The 17,662-nt window shown below is 62.0% G+C and carries 21 protein-coding genes and 2 tRNA genes; 18 read left to right on the top strand and 5 right to left on the bottom strand.

The genetic code is table 11. From position 1 onward, the window contains the following. The 5 genes from FJ425_RS29940 to FJ425_RS29920 are packed head-to-tail and all read left to right on the top strand — an operon-like array spanning position 1 to position 3,403. The gene (locus tag FJ425_RS29940) at positions 1–498 is read left to right on the top strand and encodes a TadE/TadG family type IV pilus assembly protein (RefSeq protein WP_140636261.1); all 498 of its coding nucleotides are present in this window, start codon (positions 1–3) and stop codon (positions 496–498) included. After that, complete coding sequence (locus tag FJ425_RS29935) at positions 492–1,127, top strand: TadE/TadG family type IV pilus assembly protein (protein WP_140727779.1); 636 nt, start codon at positions 492–494, stop codon at positions 1,125–1,127. Before FJ425_RS29940 ends, FJ425_RS29935 begins: the two co-directional genes overlap by 7 nt. Beyond that, positions 1,124–2,287 (top strand): AAA family ATPase, encoded by a 1,164-nt coding sequence (locus FJ425_RS29930; RefSeq protein ID WP_140727777.1) that lies wholly within the window; start codon positions 1,124–1,126, stop codon positions 2,285–2,287. Before FJ425_RS29935 ends, FJ425_RS29930 begins: the two co-directional genes overlap by 4 nt. Further along, entirely contained in the window at positions 2,274–2,849 is a 576-nt protein-coding gene (locus FJ425_RS29925) for a L,D-transpeptidase (RefSeq protein WP_140727775.1), read from the top strand. The genes FJ425_RS29930 and FJ425_RS29925 overlap by 14 nt, the downstream gene beginning before the upstream one ends. Continuing rightward, positions 2,846–3,403, top strand: coding sequence for a hypothetical protein (locus FJ425_RS29920; protein WP_140727773.1), 558 nt, complete (start codon positions 2,846–2,848; stop codon positions 3,401–3,403). The genes FJ425_RS29925 and FJ425_RS29920 overlap by 4 nt, the downstream gene beginning before the upstream one ends. 32 nt (positions 3,404–3,435) lie before the next feature. Here FJ425_RS29920 and FJ425_RS29915 read toward each other — a convergent pair whose 3' ends face one another. Next, a complete protein-coding gene (locus FJ425_RS29915; protein WP_140727771.1) occupies positions 3,436–3,972 on the bottom strand; it encodes a hypothetical protein in 537 nt (178 codons plus the stop codon). 379 nt (positions 3,973–4,351) lie between these two features. On the opposite strand from FJ425_RS29915, the gene FJ425_RS29910 reads away from it, so the two are divergent. Next, the gene (locus tag FJ425_RS29910) at positions 4,352–4,984 is read left to right on the top strand and encodes a thermonuclease family protein (protein WP_246678070.1); all 633 of its coding nucleotides are present in this window, start codon (positions 4,352–4,354) and stop codon (positions 4,982–4,984) included. A 252-nt stretch (positions 4,985–5,236) separates the two neighbouring features. Next, a complete protein-coding gene (locus tag FJ425_RS29905; protein ID WP_246678068.1) occupies positions 5,237–5,983 on the top strand; it encodes a GGDEF domain-containing protein in 747 nt (248 codons plus the stop codon). A 225-nt stretch (positions 5,984–6,208) separates the two neighbouring features. On the opposite strand, the gene FJ425_RS29900 is transcribed toward FJ425_RS29905, so the two are convergent. Both FJ425_RS29900 and FJ425_RS29895 read right to left on the bottom strand, forming a co-directional pair. Beyond that, a complete protein-coding gene (locus FJ425_RS29900) occupies positions 6,209–7,366 on the bottom strand; it encodes an SH3 domain-containing protein (protein ID WP_140727767.1) in 1,158 nt (385 codons plus the stop codon). A gap of 180 nt (positions 7,367–7,546) precedes the next feature. Further along, positions 7,547–7,621, bottom strand: a tRNA-Thr gene (locus tag FJ425_RS29895). A gap of 224 nt (positions 7,622–7,845) precedes the next feature. Between FJ425_RS29895 and FJ425_RS29890 the strand changes: the two genes are divergently transcribed. From FJ425_RS29890 to FJ425_RS29840, 11 genes are all read left to right on the top strand, one after another. Further along, complete coding sequence (locus FJ425_RS29890) at positions 7,846–8,142, top strand: hypothetical protein (RefSeq protein WP_140636277.1); 297 nt, start codon at positions 7,846–7,848, stop codon at positions 8,140–8,142. A 141-nt stretch (positions 8,143–8,283) separates the two neighbouring features. Beyond that, the gene (murA, locus tag FJ425_RS29885; protein ID WP_140727766.1) at positions 8,284–9,576 is read left to right on the top strand and encodes a UDP-N-acetylglucosamine 1-carboxyvinyltransferase; all 1,293 of its coding nucleotides are present in this window, start codon (positions 8,284–8,286) and stop codon (positions 9,574–9,576) included. 92 nt (positions 9,577–9,668) lie between these two features. After that, positions 9,669–10,103, top strand: a complete 435-nt coding sequence (locus FJ425_RS29880; protein WP_095765704.1) for a DUF2948 family protein — start codon at positions 9,669–9,671, stop codon at positions 10,101–10,103. A 6-nt stretch (positions 10,104–10,109) separates the two neighbouring features. After that, positions 10,110–11,402, top strand: coding sequence for a histidinol dehydrogenase (hisD, locus tag FJ425_RS29875; protein WP_140727764.1), 1,293 nt, complete (start codon positions 10,110–10,112; stop codon positions 11,400–11,402). Between the two features lie 2 nt (positions 11,403–11,404). Then, a complete protein-coding gene (locus FJ425_RS29870) occupies positions 11,405–11,890 on the top strand; it encodes a UPF0262 family protein (protein WP_095765706.1) in 486 nt (161 codons plus the stop codon). A 121-nt stretch (positions 11,891–12,011) separates the two neighbouring features. After that, entirely contained in the window at positions 12,012–12,464 is a 453-nt protein-coding gene (locus FJ425_RS29865; RefSeq protein WP_281407530.1) for a low molecular weight phosphatase family protein, read from the top strand. A gap of 198 nt (positions 12,465–12,662) precedes the next feature. Beyond that, positions 12,663–12,881, top strand: coding sequence for a translation initiation factor IF-1 (gene infA / locus FJ425_RS29860; RefSeq protein ID WP_006200926.1), 219 nt, complete (start codon positions 12,663–12,665; stop codon positions 12,879–12,881). Between the two features lie 128 nt (positions 12,882–13,009). Beyond that, on the top strand, positions 13,010–13,636 hold the full coding sequence (locus tag FJ425_RS29855) for a Maf-like protein (protein WP_140636282.1): 627 nt from the start codon (positions 13,010–13,012) through the stop codon (positions 13,634–13,636). Positions 13,637–13,649: 13 nt separating this feature from the next. Further along, the gene (gene yacG, locus FJ425_RS29850) at positions 13,650–13,871 is read left to right on the top strand and encodes a DNA gyrase inhibitor YacG (protein WP_140636284.1); all 222 of its coding nucleotides are present in this window, start codon (positions 13,650–13,652) and stop codon (positions 13,869–13,871) included. A gap of 165 nt (positions 13,872–14,036) precedes the next feature. Continuing rightward, a tRNA-Phe gene (locus FJ425_RS29845) sits at positions 14,037–14,112 on the top strand. Between the two features lie 213 nt (positions 14,113–14,325). After that, positions 14,326–15,534: an integrase arm-type DNA-binding domain-containing protein gene (locus FJ425_RS29840; protein ID WP_064994782.1), complete on the top strand. Its 1,209-nt coding sequence runs from the start codon at positions 14,326–14,328 to the stop codon at positions 15,532–15,534. Positions 15,535–15,828: 294 nt separating this feature from the next. Here FJ425_RS29840 and FJ425_RS29835 read toward each other — a convergent pair whose 3' ends face one another. Further along, the gene (locus FJ425_RS29835) at positions 15,829–16,371 is read right to left on the bottom strand and encodes an SLATT domain-containing protein (RefSeq protein ID WP_224656008.1); all 543 of its coding nucleotides are present in this window, start codon (positions 16,369–16,371) and stop codon (positions 15,829–15,831) included. 25 nt (positions 16,372–16,396) lie between these two features. Beyond that, positions 16,397–17,278 carry a nucleotidyltransferase gene (locus tag FJ425_RS29830; RefSeq protein ID WP_064994781.1) on the bottom strand — a complete coding sequence of 294 codons (882 nt, stop codon included), beginning with the start codon at positions 17,276–17,278 and terminating at the stop codon, positions 16,397–16,399. Positions 17,279–17,662 lie beyond the last annotated feature (384 nt).

Here is a 17,662-nt window from a genome sequence, read left to right as displayed (position 1 = left end):
ATGCTGGTCGCGCTCAAACAAATCATTCAGCGTTTCAATAGCGACGACGAGGGCGCCGCGCTGGTCGAGATGGCTATCGTGACGCCCTTCGTGCTGCTGCTGTCGGCGGGCGTCTTTGAGTTCGGGAACATCCTGAACACACGCATGCTCCTCGACGCCGGCGTCAAGGATGCTGCCCGCTACATGGCGCGCTGCAGCAGCGATTGGGATACTTGCAAACCATTGGCACAAAAGCTTGCGGCCAATGGGGCCATCGACGGCACCGTCGCTCGAGTGAATGGATGGCTTCCAGAACAAGTAGAAATCACCAAGACATCTACTCAGGCGATCGATACCGCTACCGGTACCGAACTTTACCTTAGCAGCACCGCCAACGTCATTGTCGCGCAGGTCAGCACGTCGTATCCATACCCTGATCTCGGATTGTGGTCGTATCTTGGTTTTAGCGGTCAGCTCGCCCTCACGGTTTCCCATCAGGAGCGCGTCTTCGGATGGTGAGGCTGCGACCTAAATTTTGGGCAAGCGAGTCCGGCTCGACGATGGTCGAGATGGCCATCGCCATGCCGTTGCTGTTGACACTCCTGCTCGGCTTCGTCGACTTCGGCTATGCCTTCTACCAATGGAATGCGGCCAACAAGGCGGTGCAAGCCGGCGCAAGGCTCGCGCAGATTTCCAGCCCGGTCGCCACCGGACTTTCACTAGAGGCAAAAATGCCCAGCGACTCGCTTGACGTGGGCAAGGCGGTTCCAGCCAACACGTACAACTATATCTGCACCGCCAGCGCGGCGGGAACGGCCTCATGCGCCTGCGGAACCGGAGCTACGTGCCAGGATCTCACCGCGAGTCAGGCCGCCTTCGACTTTATTTTCAGTGGCAACGCTAGCCAACCTGGAATGCAGACATTCCTGCCGTTGCTGGTTAAGTCCGAGGTGCAGATTCAGTATCAGGCTTCCGGCTTGGGGTACTGGACCCGCCCCAACGGTCCCGTCCCGACCATCACGGTCAGCATCGTCAATCATCAATTCCAGTTCTTTTTCCTGAGCGGATTGCTCGGATTTTCCAACATCACCATGCCCTCGATGTTGAGCACGGTCACGGGCGAAGACATGAAGAGTACGTTCCCATGAACGCCATCGACACCAGAGTCCTCCCCACAAAACGCAAGCAGGTGGCGCTGTTTTCCGGCGATGCGAATTTCAAGCGCGACGTGACGACTCGGCTCGACGCGCTGGCGATCTACGACGTCAAGGTCTCGGACGCGGCGGAGTTCCTCAAAGGACCGCCTGTCGACAGCCGGCCCGGCATCATCATCCTCGATCTCGCCAATGGCGAGCTGCTCGGCAATCCGGCAATCGTCGAGGCGCGCGCGGCCTGGGCGTCGGTGCCGCTGATCGCGATCTCCGACGAGCTCACCTCCGAGCAGACGCGCGTCCTGGTGCGCATGAACGCATCCGACTGGCTGCACAAGCCGCTCGACGCCAAGGAGCTGCTCAACGCCGTCACCTTCCACGACACCGGCAGCCAGGGCACCAAGAGCCGCATCGTCACCTTCATTGCCGCCAGCGGCGGCGCCGGCGCGACCACGCTGGCGATCTCGGCGGCCGAGTATCTCGCCTCGAAATCGGCCGAGCGGGCGGCCTCGACCTGCCTCGTCGATCTCGATTTCCAGAGCGCCAATTGCGGCGCCTATCTCAACCAGTTCAACCAGTTCGACCTCTCCGGCATCATCGGCCAGCCGGACCGGCTCGACGTCGAGCTGATGGACGTCATCAAACTGTCGCGGCCCTCCGGCCTGACGCTCTATTCCTTCGAACGGCCGCAACTGCCGTTCGAGCCGCGCGGTTCCGACTTCGTCTTCCGGCTGCTCGATCTCGTCGCCTACCGCTTCGACGACATCGTCATCGACCTGCCCAACATCGAGACGCCGTGGCACGATTCGGTGCTGCGCACGAGCGACGAGATATTCATCGTCTTCGAGCTCAACGTCGCTTCGCTGAGGCAAGGCAAGCGGCTCTACAAGAAGATCCGCGAATTGCGCGGCAACAAGGTCAGCATCACGCTGGTCGCCAACAAGCACAAGCGCAAATGGTTCGGCAACCACTTCTCGCGCAGCGAGCTGGAGAAGATCTTCAAGGCGCCGCACATCAAGTCGCTGGCGCTGGACAACGCGCTCCTTGCCGACGCGCTGAATCGCGCCATCCTGCCTTCGGAGGTCGACGGACGCGCGCGCTTCAACAAGGATTTGAAACGCATGTTCAAAGAGCGGCTGGACAATGCCCAGCGCTAGCCGATTCACTGCCGCGCATCTGGCCAGCGCCTTTATGGCAGGCATGATGCTGGTGTCGGCCTGCGGTTTGGCGCAAGCCGGCTCAGGACTGCCGCCGCTGCCCGCCATGGGGCCTAGCCTGCGCAAGGCGGTCGCCTTCGAGACCGGCGAGCAGCCCGGCACGATCGTTATCCGCAAAAACGAGAAGGCGCTCTATCTGGTGACTGGCCAAGGCCAGGCGCTGCGCTACCAGATCAGCGTCGGCCGCGACGGCTTCGGCTGGACCGGAACGGTCAAAATCGCCTCCAAGACCGAATGGCCGGAATGGCGCCCGCCCAGGGAAATGCGCGCGCGCCGGCCGGAACTGCCGGCGATGGTGCCGGCCGGTCCCTACAATCCGCTCGGCGCCAGGGCGCTTTATCTGTCGCGCGACGGGCGCGACACGCTCTATCGCATCCATGGCACCAACGATCCCAAGGGCGTCGGATTCGACGGCACGTCCGGATGCTTCCGGCTGACGAACACCGATGTGATCGATCTCTTCAAACGCGTCGCGGTGGGCGCAAAGGTGGTGGTTGAATGACGATGATCAGCGAGCCGGACGTTCCGGCAATCGAACTCGGTCACAGGGAAGCCGCTCCGGGAAAGCCCAGCCGGGCCAGGCTGATCGGAGTCGTGGCGGTGGGTGCGTTGCTCGTCACCGCCGTCAACGTGACGGCCGCGATCTATCTCTATCGCGGCGTGAACGACCTCAAGACGATGGAGGCGCGGCTGGAGCAGCTCGGCCAGTTCGAGCAGCGGATCGGCGCGCGCATCGACACCGTCAATAACGGTTTCCAGAGCCGGTTCGAGACGCTGGACCATCAATTGCAGGCGAATTTCGGCCGGATCAACGGCAATATCGCCAAGCTTGAGCAAGGCCAGCCGGTCGCAGCCGGCGATCCGGCGCCCGGCGCGGCCGAGCCGGCCCTGCTCGACAACACCACGGTGGCGGATGCGTCCGCGGCCGACGGAGGCGCTGGCGCCGGAGACGGGCAGCCCGCGTTCAAGCGCAAGGTCGCGCCCCCGGGGCCTAACCCATCCTACCAGCGCATCCAGCAGCCCGACGGCAAGGTCTATTACAAGAAGATCAACTGAGCAGGCGGATTTTCGCCGCCCGGCCCGGCAGATTACAGATCGCGCTGCAGCGCAAGCACGCGGACAGCGCGGGCTTCGGCACGCAGCCTTGCCTCGCGCAGAAACGCGACATGGCAATAGGCGCATGCCGCGAGACCAAGGCACAGCACGAGGCAATTCTCGGCGCTGAAATCAAGCATAAGCGAGAAGCGCAAGCCGTTCGGTATGGTGAAGGCGGCAATGGTGCTCGCCGTTTCCGCATTGCTGCTCAGCGCCATCATCTTGCCGGCAAAGATCAGCGCGGCGTGATTGGCGAGGAAGAAGCCGGCGGACCATTTTGAGCGGCTGGCCATCCAGCAAGCGCCCGCCGCGAAGACGATAATGGCCGCATCGAGCGCCATCGATCCGCCGAGATAGGCGTGCACCTGCTGCCAGAACATGGTCGAGAACGGCCGCAGCTCGAGCCAGGCATGCCACGCAGCGGGGCTCGCCGGATAGAAGCCGAGAAGCAGCGCCGCCGCTCGCTCCGCCGCCAGCAGAATGAGCACCAGGGCCGGAAAGGCAAAAAGCAGTATCGGCTTGCGCATCATGTCATCCCCTCGACATCCGATGGCGATTCTAGGCCGCATTGGTTGCGCGAGACTTAACGCAACGCCTTGCTTTTCAAGGAATGTCGCTCACATCTAATGTATGGTCCGGTTCAGCGGTCGGGGGTGGCGCCATGTCGACAGGAGCTAACGGGTCGGGCTCGAGCTGCACCGCCGGCTTTCGGCACGATCCCGCGGAGGCCGGCGCGTGAACCAGGTGAGCTCGTCCGGCCGCCCGCTGCTGGCGTCCGCGCTAGCGCGTTTCACCATTTCACTGAAACGACGAAACGCCCTATCTCTTTGTCTTTTATGCATTTCCGGACGGAAAACCGCTCACACTTTTCCTGGAATTGCTCTAGGCGGTCTCGGTCTGCTCGCAGGCATGGTGCTGATCGTCGAGGGTGGCCGCCTGCTGCCGCCCACTTCGATCACACCGGCTCAGGACGCCGGCGACCTGAAGCCGGCCTTCCATGGCCCGATCCATGACGCGCGGCCAGGCCGGCCGGCGCGCAAGATCGCCGAGGACCTCATTGCGCCGCCGCCGCTCGACCCATCCGGGATCGAGCGCATCGAACCGCGTCCTCCGCTTGGCGAACTCGGACTTGCACCGCGGCCGCAGACGCCGATGCCGCAGGATTGGCGCGAGACGCTGCTTTTCCGTCCCGTCGCGACCTCCTCGGCGGTCGTCGAAGCCATGGGACGCACCGTCGCCATCAGCGGGACGGTCGACATAGGCCCCGACAGGACCTGCATGTTCGACGACACCGCCTGGCCCTGCGGCCGGCGGGCGCGGGCCGCCTTCAACGCCTGGCTGCGCGGGCGGGCGCTGAAATGCCTCCTGCCGCCGGACGTCGACCGTTTCGCCATCGCCGCGCCCTGCGCGCTCGGCACGCAGGATGTCGGTGCCTGGCTGGTTTCCAACGGCTGGGCGATGGCCGCTCGCAGCAGCATTTACGGCAAGGCGGAGGTGGTGGCGAGGACCGCCCGGATGGGCATTTTCGGCCCCCCGCAATAGCGCTGCCGCGCGAAAGCCGGTGGCCGGTTCCCTCGCGCACTTGCGTGAAAGCAGAATGGTCAGAGCGGTTCAGCACTTCTAAAACCTGGACTGGGCCGACGACCGGCAGGTCGTCAGCCGTGGACCGCGGCCGCCGGTGTGCCGGACCTTGGCGTGGAGAACATGGCGACTTGCATCAAATTGTACGCTTCCCTGACACCGAAATCGTAACGGACCTCCTGTAAGCCGATGCATCGAACAGGAGATTGGCCCTTGACCACGAGAACACCGACCGCGCCGGTTCACACGTGGCAGCACCTTATCTGGCTGGCCGTGCCTGGCACCGCCGCCTGCGTCGCGCTTTCGCTCGGCTTGAATTACCTGCTGCTTTTCAGCGACAGCCTCACGCCATTCGGCCGCGGGGCCATTACGGCAATCATCGTGCCGATCGTCATCGGTCTGCCGTTGTTTGCCCTGCTCGGCTGGCAACAGGTGGAGATCCGCCGCTATCGGCAGGAACTCACGAGGTCCGGCACCTACGATCAGCTGACCGGCTGCCTGAACGGCAAGGTGTTCACCTCGATGGTCGACAGGAGGGCGGCGAAACCAGCCGGCCCGCGCTCCGGCGCTTTTCTGGTCATCCATCCGGAACATCTGGCATCGATCAACCTGCGCTTCGGTCTCGAATGGGGCGACGAGGCCTTGCGGCTGATCGCATCGGCCATCCGATCCGCGGTGCGCAAGGACGATCTGATCGGCCGGATCGGAACCTCGATGTTCGGCGTCTTCCTGCCGGGCGCGAGCGAAGAGGACGCCAAGGACGTCGGCGAGCGCATTCGCGGCACGGTCGGCGAGATCTATTTCGCGCCGAAAGGCGACAAGGACGTGCTCGCGATCAAAGTCGGCGGCGTCATTTTCGAGCGCGAGCTGGATTTCGAGGACATGTTCCGCTTCGCGGAGGAAGGCATGGTCGAGACCCCGGACGAAGCCGGCCTGCGGTTGTCGCATGTCACCAACTGAGCCGGCGTGATCGCCCGACACGCCCACCAGGATGTTTCGGAAAGCTGGTGCTGCGAGAGAGGATTGAACTTCAGCTAATTCAATAAAAACAGCTGCTAATATTTTCTTCGGCAGCTTAGAACTCTGGCACCGCTTATCCAAACAGCCGAACTTGCCGCCGTTTCCCGAGTCCTTGATGCTCGGGTTGTAGAACCTGTCCCTTGGACTCCGAGTGATTGGCGGTGCCTACTGGCAGCACACCTTGCGAACGTAGGTGTTACCGAAGGTAGGGTAGGCGTCATCGGGTATTGCACCCCGCGCCTTCATCTCACTGACCAAAGTGCTGGCCATCGGCTCGTCGTAGGTGTTGTCCAGGGTGATCGCGAACCACCCGTTGGTGGCAAGATAGGCGGAAAGGGGTATGGAGGAGGTTCGGACATAGGCCTCTGCCTCGGCGTAGTTGTCGAAGCTCTTGACCTGGATGTGGCGTCGTCCAAACGGGCCGCTATCGTATTGATCTACGTGAATCCAGGTGTCGTGCATGTAGCCGATCTGATTGCCTGCCTGGACTCGGTACCAGCGGCCGCTGCTACCCACGATCGCCACCTGGCTCCCATTCCTCAGCACTGCCACATTAGTTGACTTTCCCTCCGGTAATGCCTTGAGTGGCGCAGAGCCCTTCGGATGCCCTATCCGACCAGAATGAGCCTCAGGAATCGCCAGCGATGGATTGGCTGGAGGTGGCGGTGCGGAGATCGCGGTTGGCGATGCGGGCTGAGGGGACGGCGGCGCATTTGCAACTGTTGCTTGGCCCGCGCCAGCGGTGAAAGTGACGACCTTGTACTTCGCCATCTCGCTCATGGAGAGATACCGGATGTCGTTGCTGTCGTATTGGAGCGAGAGCTGCAGCAGTGCCGGGTCCACACCCATTTCGATCATGTAGGTAATGACGTCGGCAGTGATTTGCTGGACGGCGGAGACTGCTTCCTGAGTGCTGAAGGGAACGTCGCCCTGAAACGATGACTTGTGGACGCCAATTGAGCCAGCCTCGGCAAAGCGTATCACGCCCCCCAGGAAGGCCAACGAGCAAGCGGACTCGCACTCAGAGGCTCTAAACTGCGCCGTCCCCAAGCCCAACCTTCGAATGAGCCGGCCCAGGTCCATAGCCTTCTGAATGTTGCCGCCTGGGGAATGAAATGTAACTGCCGTCGCGGCGCTGGAGCGCACCAGGGTCTCAAAGACCGACAGGTCATCTTGGTAGGCAAAATCCCCCGACACCAAAATGTAGTGGAGCCCGCCGTCAGTCTGCCGGGACTTGAACTGCAACCCGGCGCGAGCGGACGAAGCACCGGAAAATGCCGTCGCAAGACACAGCACAATCAGAATTGAGAAAACGCGAAACATGGCCCCGAGCACCACCCCGGACCGAAGTCTAGCGTTGGCGCGCCGAAGTTGTCGAATCCTTGTTGCGAAAATAATGAATTTCGGCGCGGACTTTGACGCTAGCCATGTTTTGAAATCGGCGCGAAAGACGGACGCAGACCTTTGGCTCTCAAGAGCTTCAGCAAATTCAACGGGATGGGCTGGTGCTGCGAGAGAGGATTGAACTCTCGACCTCTCCCTTACCAAGGGAGTGCTCTACCACTGAGCTACCGCAGCCTGCGATGGCGGCGCTTCTGCCATATCGAACCGGTAAGCGCAAGGCCAAGAAAAACCCAAAGCGTCGCATGTGATTCCCACCGGCAATTATGCGGGTTGCGGCGGCATGCGCGGCTGATCCACAGGATGAAACCCGGCCCTCGGCCCGCTTTCATGACATGGACGCGCGAAAATGCTAGCCATTGCGGAATCGCGGCCGGCTGACCGCCGGCCAGGAATGGACGATGGACGACAAGGCAAATCCACCGAAAAAAGGCGGCGGCGAGCGCAAGGACCGGCTGGCCGAGGCGCTGCGCGCCAATCTGCAGAAGCGCAAGATGCAGGCGCGTTCGCGACGGGTTGGCGACGCCGCCGACCAGAGCGCCCACGACGCTGACAAGCAGCGCGCCCGCGACGCTGACGAACAACGCGCCCGCGACGCTAACAAGCAGCGCGCCCGCGACGCTGACGAACAGCGCGCCGGCGATCCCGACGATCGGCCGGAAGGGTTGCCGGCTGCTGGAAAAATGCACAAGGACTGACCAAATCAGCCATACTGGCCGGCCACAGTCGGTCCGGTTTTGAGAAAAATCCTATTTCTTGAACCAAGCCGGCCAATAGTCTAAGCCGGGCACACTCAACCGATTGAAGCGGCCTGTTCCGGGCCGAGGGGACGTTTTCTCATGGATCGCATCAGAATTGTCGGCGGCAATCAGCTTGCCGGCACCATTCCGATCTCGGGCGCCAAGAACGCGGCCTTGCCGCTGATGATCGCCTCGCTGCTCACCGACGACACGCTGACGCTGGAAAACGTGCCGCATCTGGCCGATGTCGAGCAGCTGATCCGCATCCTCGGCAATCACGGCGTCGATTATTCCGTCAACGGCCGGCGCGAAAAGCAGCAGGAAGGCTATTCGCGCACCATCAATTTTTCGGCCCGCAACATCGTCGACACCACCGCGCCCTACGAGTTGGTGTCAAAGATGCGCGCTTCCTTCTGGGTGATCGGGCCGTTGCTTGCCCGCATGGGCGAGGCCAAGGTGTCGCTGCCCGGCGGCTGCGCCATCGGCACGCGCCCGGTCGACCTGTTCCTCGAGGGCCTGCAGGTTCTCGGCGCCGAGCTCGACGTCGACAATGGCTATGTCATGGCCAAGACCAAGAACGGCCGCCTGATCGGCAATCGCTACGTGTTCCCGAAGGTCTCGGTCGGCGCCACCCATGTGCTGATGATGGCGGCCTCGCTCGCCAAGGGCGAGACGGTGCTGGAGAACGCCGCCCGCGAGCCGGAAATCGTCAATCTCGCCGAATGCCTGATCGCCATGGGCGCCAAGATCCATGGCGCCGGCACCTCGACCATCACCATCCACGGCGTCGAGGCGCTGTCGGGGGCTCGCGTGCGCGTCATCCCCGACCGCATCGAGACCGGCACCTATGCCATGGCCGTCGCCATGACCGGCGGCGACGTGATGCTCGCCGGCGCTCGTCCAGACCTGTTGCAGACCGCGCTCGACGTGCTAGTCGAGACCGGGGCCGAGATCACGCCGACCAATGAAGGCATCCGCGTCAAGCGCAACGGCTCAGGCATTGCGTCGGTCGACGTGACCACCGCCCCCTTCCCCGCCTTCCCGACCGACCTGCAGGCGCAGTTCATGGGCCTGATGACGATGGCCAAGGGCAAGTCGCGCATCACCGAAACGATCTTCGAGAACCGCTTCATGCATGTGCAGGAGCTCGCCCGCCTCGGCGCCCACATCACCCTTTCCGGCCAGACGGCGATCGTCGACGGCGTCGCCAGGCTGAAGGGCGCGCCCGTGATGGCGACCGACCTGCGCGCCTCGGTGTCGCTGGTCATCGCCGGCCTTGCCGCCGAAGGCGAAACCACGGTCAACCGCGTCTATCATCTCGACCGCGGCTTCGAGCGGCTGGAAGAGAAGCTCTCCGGCTGCGGCGCGGTGATCGAGCGCATTTCGGGCTGACGCTTGGCAGCATTCTTTCCCAGCGGTTGCGCCGAGCGGAAAGACCGCATAACAGAACGTTGAATTGTCAACGTTCAGGGTGCGCATTCCGCATGGCAGCTCTCAAGCTCATCGCGCTCGACGACCAGGATTTGAGCATCGTCTCGGCGCATGTCCAGGACGCCGTGATGAAGGTCTCCGACCTCGAATATCTGCCGGCGGCCAAGCGTTTCGTGCTGACCATGAACCGCTTCGTCTGGGAAGCGAAATCCGGCTTGTTCCGCCAGCATAATGAACGGCGCCAGAGCGTCTTGCATTTCGATCGCGTGCTTGGCGCCAAGACCAACGGCATTGCGCGCGACAAGCCGGCCGAGGTGCTGTCGCTGCTGGCGGTCAGCTTCATCGCCATCAGCAAGCCGGCCGGCATCGTCGAGCTGATCTTTTCGGGCGGCGGCACCATTATGCTCGACGTCGAATGCATCGAGGCCAGGCTTGCCGATATCGGCGGCTCCTGGGAAGCCACCTCGCGCCCCCTGCACAGAGGCTGAAGCGCGATGGCGATAACGCTCCGACAGCAGGACGCCGATTTCGAACAGCGTTTTTCGGCGTTCCTCACCACCAAGCGCGAGGTGTCGGCCGATGTCGAGGCCGTGGTGCGCGACATCATCGCCCGCGTGCGCGCCGAAGGCGACAAGGCGCTTGTCGATTACACGCTGAAGTTCGACAAAGCCGATCTCAACACGCTCGGCATCGCGGTGTCGAAGGACGACATCGCCAAGGCCTATGAAGCGGCCGATCCGGCGACCGTCGAGGCGCTCAAATTCGCGCGCGACCGCATCCGCTCGCATCACGAGCGGCAGAAGCCAAAGGACGATCGCTATACGGATGCCGCCGGCGTCGAGCTCGGCTCGCGCTGGACGGCGATCGAAGCCGTCGGCCTTTACGTGCCGGGCGGCACGGCGAGCTATCCAAGCTCGGTGCTGATGAACGCCGTGCCGGCCAGGGTCGCCGGCGTCGAGCGCATCGCCATCGTCGTGCCGGCCTCTGGCGGCGTCATCAATCCGCTGGTGCTGGTGGCAGCCGACCTTGCCGGCGTTTCGGAGATCTACCGCGTCGGCGGCGCGCAGGCCGTTGCAGCGCTTGCCTATGGCACCGAGACGATCAGGCCGGTCGCCAAGATCGTCGGTCCGGGCAACGCCTATGTCGCAGCGGCCAAGCGGCAGGTGTTCGGCACGGTCGGCATCGACATGATCGCCGGGCCGTCGGAAGTGCTGGTGGTGGCCGATGCCGACAACGATCCGGACTGGATCGCGGCCGACCTTTTGGCGCAAGCCGAGCATGACGTTTCGGCGCAGTCGATCCTGATCACCGACGATCCGGAATTCGGCAAGGCGGTCGAGCAGGCGGTCGAGCGCCAGCTCAAGGTGCTGCCGCGCGGCGAGACGGCCGGGGCCAGCTGGCGCGATTTCGGCGCAGTGATCCTGGTGCCGACGCTCGACGCCTCGCTGCCGCTTGTCGACAGGATCGCGGCCGAGCATGTCGAGCTCGCCTTCGACGACGCGGAGGCATTCCTTTCCAGGATACGCAACGCGGGCGCCGTGTTTATCGGCCGCCATACGCCGGAAGTCATCGGCGACTATGTCGGCGGCCCCAACCACGTCTTGCCGACGGCGCGGTCGGCGCGTTTCTCGTCGGGTCTGTCCGTGCTCGATTTCGTCAAGCGCAGCTCGATCCTGAAGCTCGGCCCGGAGCAGCTCAAGGCGCTGGCGCCCGCCGCGATCGCGCTCGCCAAGGCCGAAGGGCTCGATGCCCATGCCCGCTCCGTCGCGATCAGGTTGAACATGTAACGATGTCCGGCCGCGACCAGACCCGCGACAGGCTGATCGACGTCGAGCTCGACGAATCGATCGGACGTTCGACGCCCGACGTCGAGCACGAGCGGGCCGTGGCGATCTTCGACCTCATCGAGGAGAACCGTTTTCGGCCGGTCAATGATGACGGCGCGGGTCCTTACAAGCTTAAGCTTTCACTTGCCGAGTCCCGCCTGGTCTTCGGCGTCAGCCGCGAGAACGGCGCCGAGGTGGTCACCCACATCCTGTCGCTGACGCCGCTGAGGCGCATCGTCAAGGACTACTACCTGATCTGCGAAAGCTACTACGAAGCCATCCGCTCCTCGACGCCGAGCCATATCGAGGCGATCGACATGGGCCGGCGCGGCCTGCACAATGAGGGCTCGCAGACGCTGATGGACCGGCTCGCCGGCAAGATCGAGATCGACTTCGACACGGCGCGCCGGCTGTTCACGCTGGTCTGCGTGCTGCACTGGCGGGGTTAGATCAGGATGATGTTTCGTTGAAATACCGTCCTGATCTAACTCTTTGTTGGAGCATGATCTTCTCCGAAAACCGGGTCCCACTTTTTGCGTGCGCTGACCTCCGGTTCGGGATCATGCTCTAGTGTTGGCCGCGCTGCCGCATTCGATCCTGTTTTTGTGCGGCATGAACGCCGTGCGCTCGCCGATCGCGGAACAAATGGCGCGCCGCATGCTTCCCGCCACCACCTTCGTCGCTTCGGCCGGTGTGCGCGCCGGCGAGCGCGACCCGTTCGTCGATGCAGTGCTCGCCGAAGAAGGCCTGTCGCTTGGGGAGCGCCAACCCAGGACGCTGGCGGATATGGAGGACGATTATTTCGACCTGATCGTAACGCTGGCGCCGGAGGCGCATCATGCGGCGCTCGAGCTCACCCGCTCGCTCGCCGTCGAGGTCGAATACTGGCCGATGCCCGACCCGACCGACACCGGCGGCACGCGGGAGCACATCATGGCCGCCTATCGCGATGTGCGCGAGCGGCTGAAAGCGCGCATAAGCCGACGTTTTCTGCTTCCTGAGGCAAAAAACGCGGCCGATTAAGCATGTTCACAAGCGGGCGATTATCATATAGGTTCCGCCGCAAATTCCGGCCGGAGTCGGATGATTTCCGTTCGGTTCGGCCGGAAATCATCCGACTCCGGATCAAAGAACTAGAGCACGATGTCGCCCGAAAACCGCTTGACACTTTTCGGCATCATACTCTAGGCGCCGGAACCGCCATCCAAGCAAAGGTATCGAATGCCGAAGGAAGAAGTCCTCGAGTTTCCAGGTGTGGTCACCGAACTGCTGCCCAATGCGATGTTCCGGGTGAAGCTCGAAAACGAACACGAAATCATCGCCCACACGGCCGGCCGCATGCGCAAGAACCGCATTCGCGTGCTGACCGGCGACAAGGTCCTGGTCGAGATGACGCCCTATGACCTGACCAAGGGCCGCATCACCTACCGTTTCAAGTAACAGTCCGGCGCGAACCCAGAGCCGGATGATTTCAGGTCTGTTCGACCTGAAATCATCCGGCTCCAAACCAGGGAGTGGAGCATGATGTCGTCCGAAAACCGCTTCACACTTTTCGGCATCATGCTCCCATGAGCATTCTGCAGAAGCTGGTGCTTGCGTCTGGTTCGCCGCGCCGCATCGAACTCTTGCAGCAGGCCGGCATCGAGCCGGACCGGGTGCTGCCCGCCGATGTCGACGAGACGCCGCTGCGCGCCGAGCATCCGCGCTCGCTGGCCAAGCGCCTTTCCAAGGACAAGGCCGAGAAGGCGCTGGCCTCGCTGAAGAGCGAGGAGGACTATGCGCCTGCTTTCATCCTCGCCGCCGACACGGTGGTGGCGGTCGGACGGCGCATCCTGCCCAAGGCCGAGACGATCGACGACGCCGTCAATTGCCTCGGCCTGCTTTCCGGCCGCTCGCACCGGGTCTATTCCGGCATCTGCCTGATCACGCCCGGCGGCAAGCTGCGCCAGCGGCTGGTGGAGACAAGGGTGCGCTTCAAGCGGCTGCCGCGCGAGGAGATCGACGCCTATGTCGCGTCGGGCGAGTGGCGGGGCAAGGCCGGCGGCTATGCGGTGCAGGGCCTGGCCGGCTCGTTCGTCGTCAAGCTGGTCGGCTCCTACACCAATGTGGTCGGCCTGCCGCTCTACGAGAGCGTGGCGCTGCTTTCCGGCGAAGGCTTCAAGGCGCACCAGCACTGGCACGCCGCGCGCTCATGAGCATAGTCTGCACATGAGCTCGGGCGACAAGGTAACGCCGCTGAGGCCGAAACGGCCCTGCCCCGAATGCGGCAAGCCGTCGGCGCGCGAGCATTATCCGTTCTGCTCGGCGCGCTGCAAGGACATCGACCTCAACCGCTGGCTGAAGGGCGCCTATATCATCCCCGGCCGCGACGGCGAAGAGGAAGAAGACGACAGCCCGAAGCCGGGCCCGACGCCCAAGGACGAGCCGTGAGCGCAGCCGGCGACCGGTCGTTTTCCAGCGATTTTTCTTTCCTGACGAAATCAACACCTAGGCGCTGGACAGGCAAGATTCCCGTGCTATAACCCACGCGCTTTCAAGGGGCGCCGCCTGGCGCCTTCGTGAAACCCGGCGGGCGCATCCCGTTAGCCGGCACAGGCCCAGATAGCTCAGTTGGTAGAGCAGCGGACTGAAAATCCGCGTGTCGGTGGTTCGAATCCGCCTCTGGGCACCATCCCCTCTTCTCCCGACAGTCTCTTTCGCCGAAGCATCTACGCTTTTGTCTCGGCAAATGTCTGAAATCCTTGGTAATTTTTGTGACGCAAGGCGCGGTTGGCCGTGTTTTGTGGAATTTCGGCGTAGTTGGTCCAACGAGGCGGAGGGCTGGTATTTTCGGTGGTATTGGAGATCCTGATGGTATCGATGCAGCCAAATGGAGCTCCCGGAAATGGCGCTTTCCGACGTAAAATGCCGAAATGCCCGACCCGCTTCAAAGCTCGTGAAATTGTCTGACGGTGGCGGGCTCCAGCTTTGGGTTCAGCCTACCGGATCTCGCCTATGGCGCCTCGCCTATCGTTTTGGCGGCAAGCAGAAGCTTCTGGCGTTGGGCAGCTATCCGCTCATCTCCCTGGCTGAGGCACGCGAGGCGCGCGATACCGCCAAACGTCTCCTCCTACGTGGCATCGACCCCGCCCAGGAGCGTAAGTCACAAAAGGCTTCGGCAGAGGACACCTTTCGCTCAATCGCGGAGGACTATGTCGACAAGCTGAAGAAGGAGGGTCGTGCCGACCGGACCATCACCAAGGTCAAATGGTTGCTCGACTTTGCCCATCCAACGTTGGGGGACAAAAGCGTTCGGGAGATTGATCCGGCCACAATTCTTGCCGCTCTCCGCAGCGTGGAGGTTCGCGGTCGATACGAGTCGGCCAGGCGACTGCGCTCCACTATCGGCAGCGTGTTTCGATATGCAATCGCAACCGCACGCGCCGATACAGATCCGACGATCGCCCTGCGGGGAGCACTCGTCGGTCCAACGGTCACGCCGCGCGCCGCCGTTACCGATCCTAAGGCCTTGGGAGGCTTGCTGAGGGCGATCAATGCATTTGACGGGCAGCCGACAACCCGAGCCGCCCTAAGGCTGATGGCCCTGCTGTTTCCCCGCCCCGGCGAGCTGCGCGCGGCCGGATGGGACGAGTTCGATTTCGAAAGCTCGGTGTGGAGCATCCCTGAAGGGCGCATGAAAATGAGACGGCCGCACCGCGTACCTCTCTCCAGGCAGGCCGTCGGGGTCCTGACCTCACTTAGAGAAACCTCTGGTGGGGGCACGCTGTTGTTTCCTAGTATTCGATCGGGCTCGCGTCCGATTTCCGACAACACGCTTAACGCTGCCCTTCGCCGTATTGGGTACGGCAAGGAAGAAGCCACCGCGCACGGTTTTCGAGCAACGGCATCAACTTTGCTAAACGAATGCGGAAGATGGCATCCGGACGCCATAGAGCGGCAGCTGGCCCATGTTGAGAACAACGACGTACGTCGCGCCTACGCCCGGGCAGAGTACTGGGAAGAGCGCGTAAAGATGATGCAATGGTGGGCCGATTATCTGGATGAACTCGAGAGCAAAAACGCGCGGGTGAAAACGGCGGTTGAAGATCGCTAAAACTGGGCCACCTTTGGTCTGGCGAATCTAATGACCAAGACATGGAGATTTGCAGCGCTGTACCATTGTACCGAATTAAACTCTGCGAGAGTGATCCCTCCCGCTTCGGGGCACATTAACACTGCCCGATTTTCTAGTGAAGCCAAGCATTCTGACTCGATTCGGCCCACACATGGCTGGAAGTGAAAGAGAGCTTTGCGCCCGATTTCGGTCGTTGAGACGCCCTTTACACTGTCCGAAAGGCCGCCGTTCGTTTATTTACCTAGCCTGCTGGCGGGACCGACCGGCGCTTGACTAAGCCCTGCTCGACCGCCTTAACGTGGTGGGCAGCATATCGTCGATTTCCTTGTCGGAGAACATAAGCTCCTCGTTGTCCTTCAAGGAATTCTGTGCCTTCTTGTAGGCCTTCCCGTCCGTGAAGGGTGCCGCCCGATAGATTTCGTGAAGGTTGGTCTGCAACTCGTCGCGCTGAGTCCGAAGGTCGTCAATTGGCACTGCCGTATTGAGCGCGTCGGTTATCAGGCTGAGGTAAGATTCTCGCACATTCCAGATGTCGGACGCGGTTTCCCTGTGTCGCTGCGCGAGAGCACCGGGGTCTAGGTCCTTCTGGTAGGCGTTGTAGATCAGGCTGAGAATGGCAAGCACGACGGTCGCGTATTCCGCATATTGCAGAAGCCCCGTCTCCGCCCTGAAAACGGTCGTCACCGCGCCGCCGGCGATGAGCGCGGACAGGATGATGTTGAACCACTTTGCATACCATTGATGGTCGGCAAGCCGCTCGGCCATCTTCTCGTGGATCTTGTGGGTGTAGGCGCAACGGCCGTAACACTCGCGCACTTGGCTCTCGAGTTGGTACCGCGGATCAAATTGGGAAGGTTGTGCCAAAGACGATCCTCCATTTCGCGCGGCGCTGTGCGGCTTTGTCGTCGGTCTGCATGTTGCAGGCCTCGACGGCGATATTGTAGTCACTGAGCGCCTTCAACCAGAACACCCCCGTCTTGTAGACGTAGGAACCGCTTCCCGGCATCCGCCAGTAAGTTTTCTCTCGGTCGAGGTCGTAGAGATACTTCAGGAAGTCCCGCGCCATGTAGTCATGATAGCCGTAGGATTTATCCCGATACTCCCACGTTTCGATGAACTGATAGGCAAGCGCGTCAATCAGCGCTCCAGTCATCGGAACGCTATTATGGTCTTTCCACACCCTCATCATGCGGCCGAGCGCTTTCAGGTTGCCGTTAACGGCCGTATTGCGTGTCTGGACGGCATTTATCTCTGCCCGGGGGTTGCACTGTCGCCAGGTACCTCCCCCGTTTGAATCGGCAAACGTCCAGGAACCGTCCGTGTTGTCGAAATAGGGGAGGATTTCGAATGTGATTCCGTCCGTGAAGGAGATGACGACAACCTGACCGTTGCCGCCGACGTTGCTGGAGCCGTAGGTTTTGAGGAGGGAGTTTTTCACGGCCTGAAGAAGTGCGGACTGACCGTTGCCCTGATACGCGCTGTATTTGACGTATTCCGCATAGGGGAGCTGGAAGCCGATATCCAGGTCGCTGATTCCGCGTGCGGCGGTGTCGCGACCGTAAGAGCCAACATAGAGACTGTGGGCGGAGCTGGAATCAGTGTTCCAGAAGTCTGTGTTAAGGCGCGTGGTGATACGCCGGTACCGCTGTCCTATCGAGCTGATCAGGTCGGTGCCGATATTGTAGTTATTCCGGAAGTTGTAGAACTCGTCAGATACGCCCATTCCCATCCCCACCAGCGGTAACTTCGTCGGGAGATGGCAATTTTATGCTTTCAGCGCAATAGCTTCGGTGTGCGTTCAACGGGAATATTACGCGGCGGACATGAACTATGCTCGCGGGCTGTGGCGAGGGCTGATGTCAGTTTCTTCCTCATTTGGATATCAACTCGCGCCCATGGGATTGCGCTCCTGCCGGAATGCCCCCCGTTCACACGTTGCTGCCAGTTTACGCCGAACGAACTAGTCAGGCCGCTTCCGCTTAACGAGGCTCTTCTTATTTTAGCCAAACATGATCTCCTCGCTGCGGAATGGCAACTAAGATGTGGCTTTTGTGCTTCGATACCCACACGCCGGGAATACCAGGACCGAGGCAGCGTCCATGAAGAG

The organism is Mesorhizobium sp. B2-7-2 (assembly GCF_006440775.1).
Taxonomy (GTDB): domain Bacteria; phylum Pseudomonadota; class Alphaproteobacteria; order Rhizobiales; family Rhizobiaceae; genus Mesorhizobium.
The sequence above is the reverse complement of the archived record's forward strand: the minus strand, read 5'-3'. Positions and strand labels throughout refer to the sequence as shown.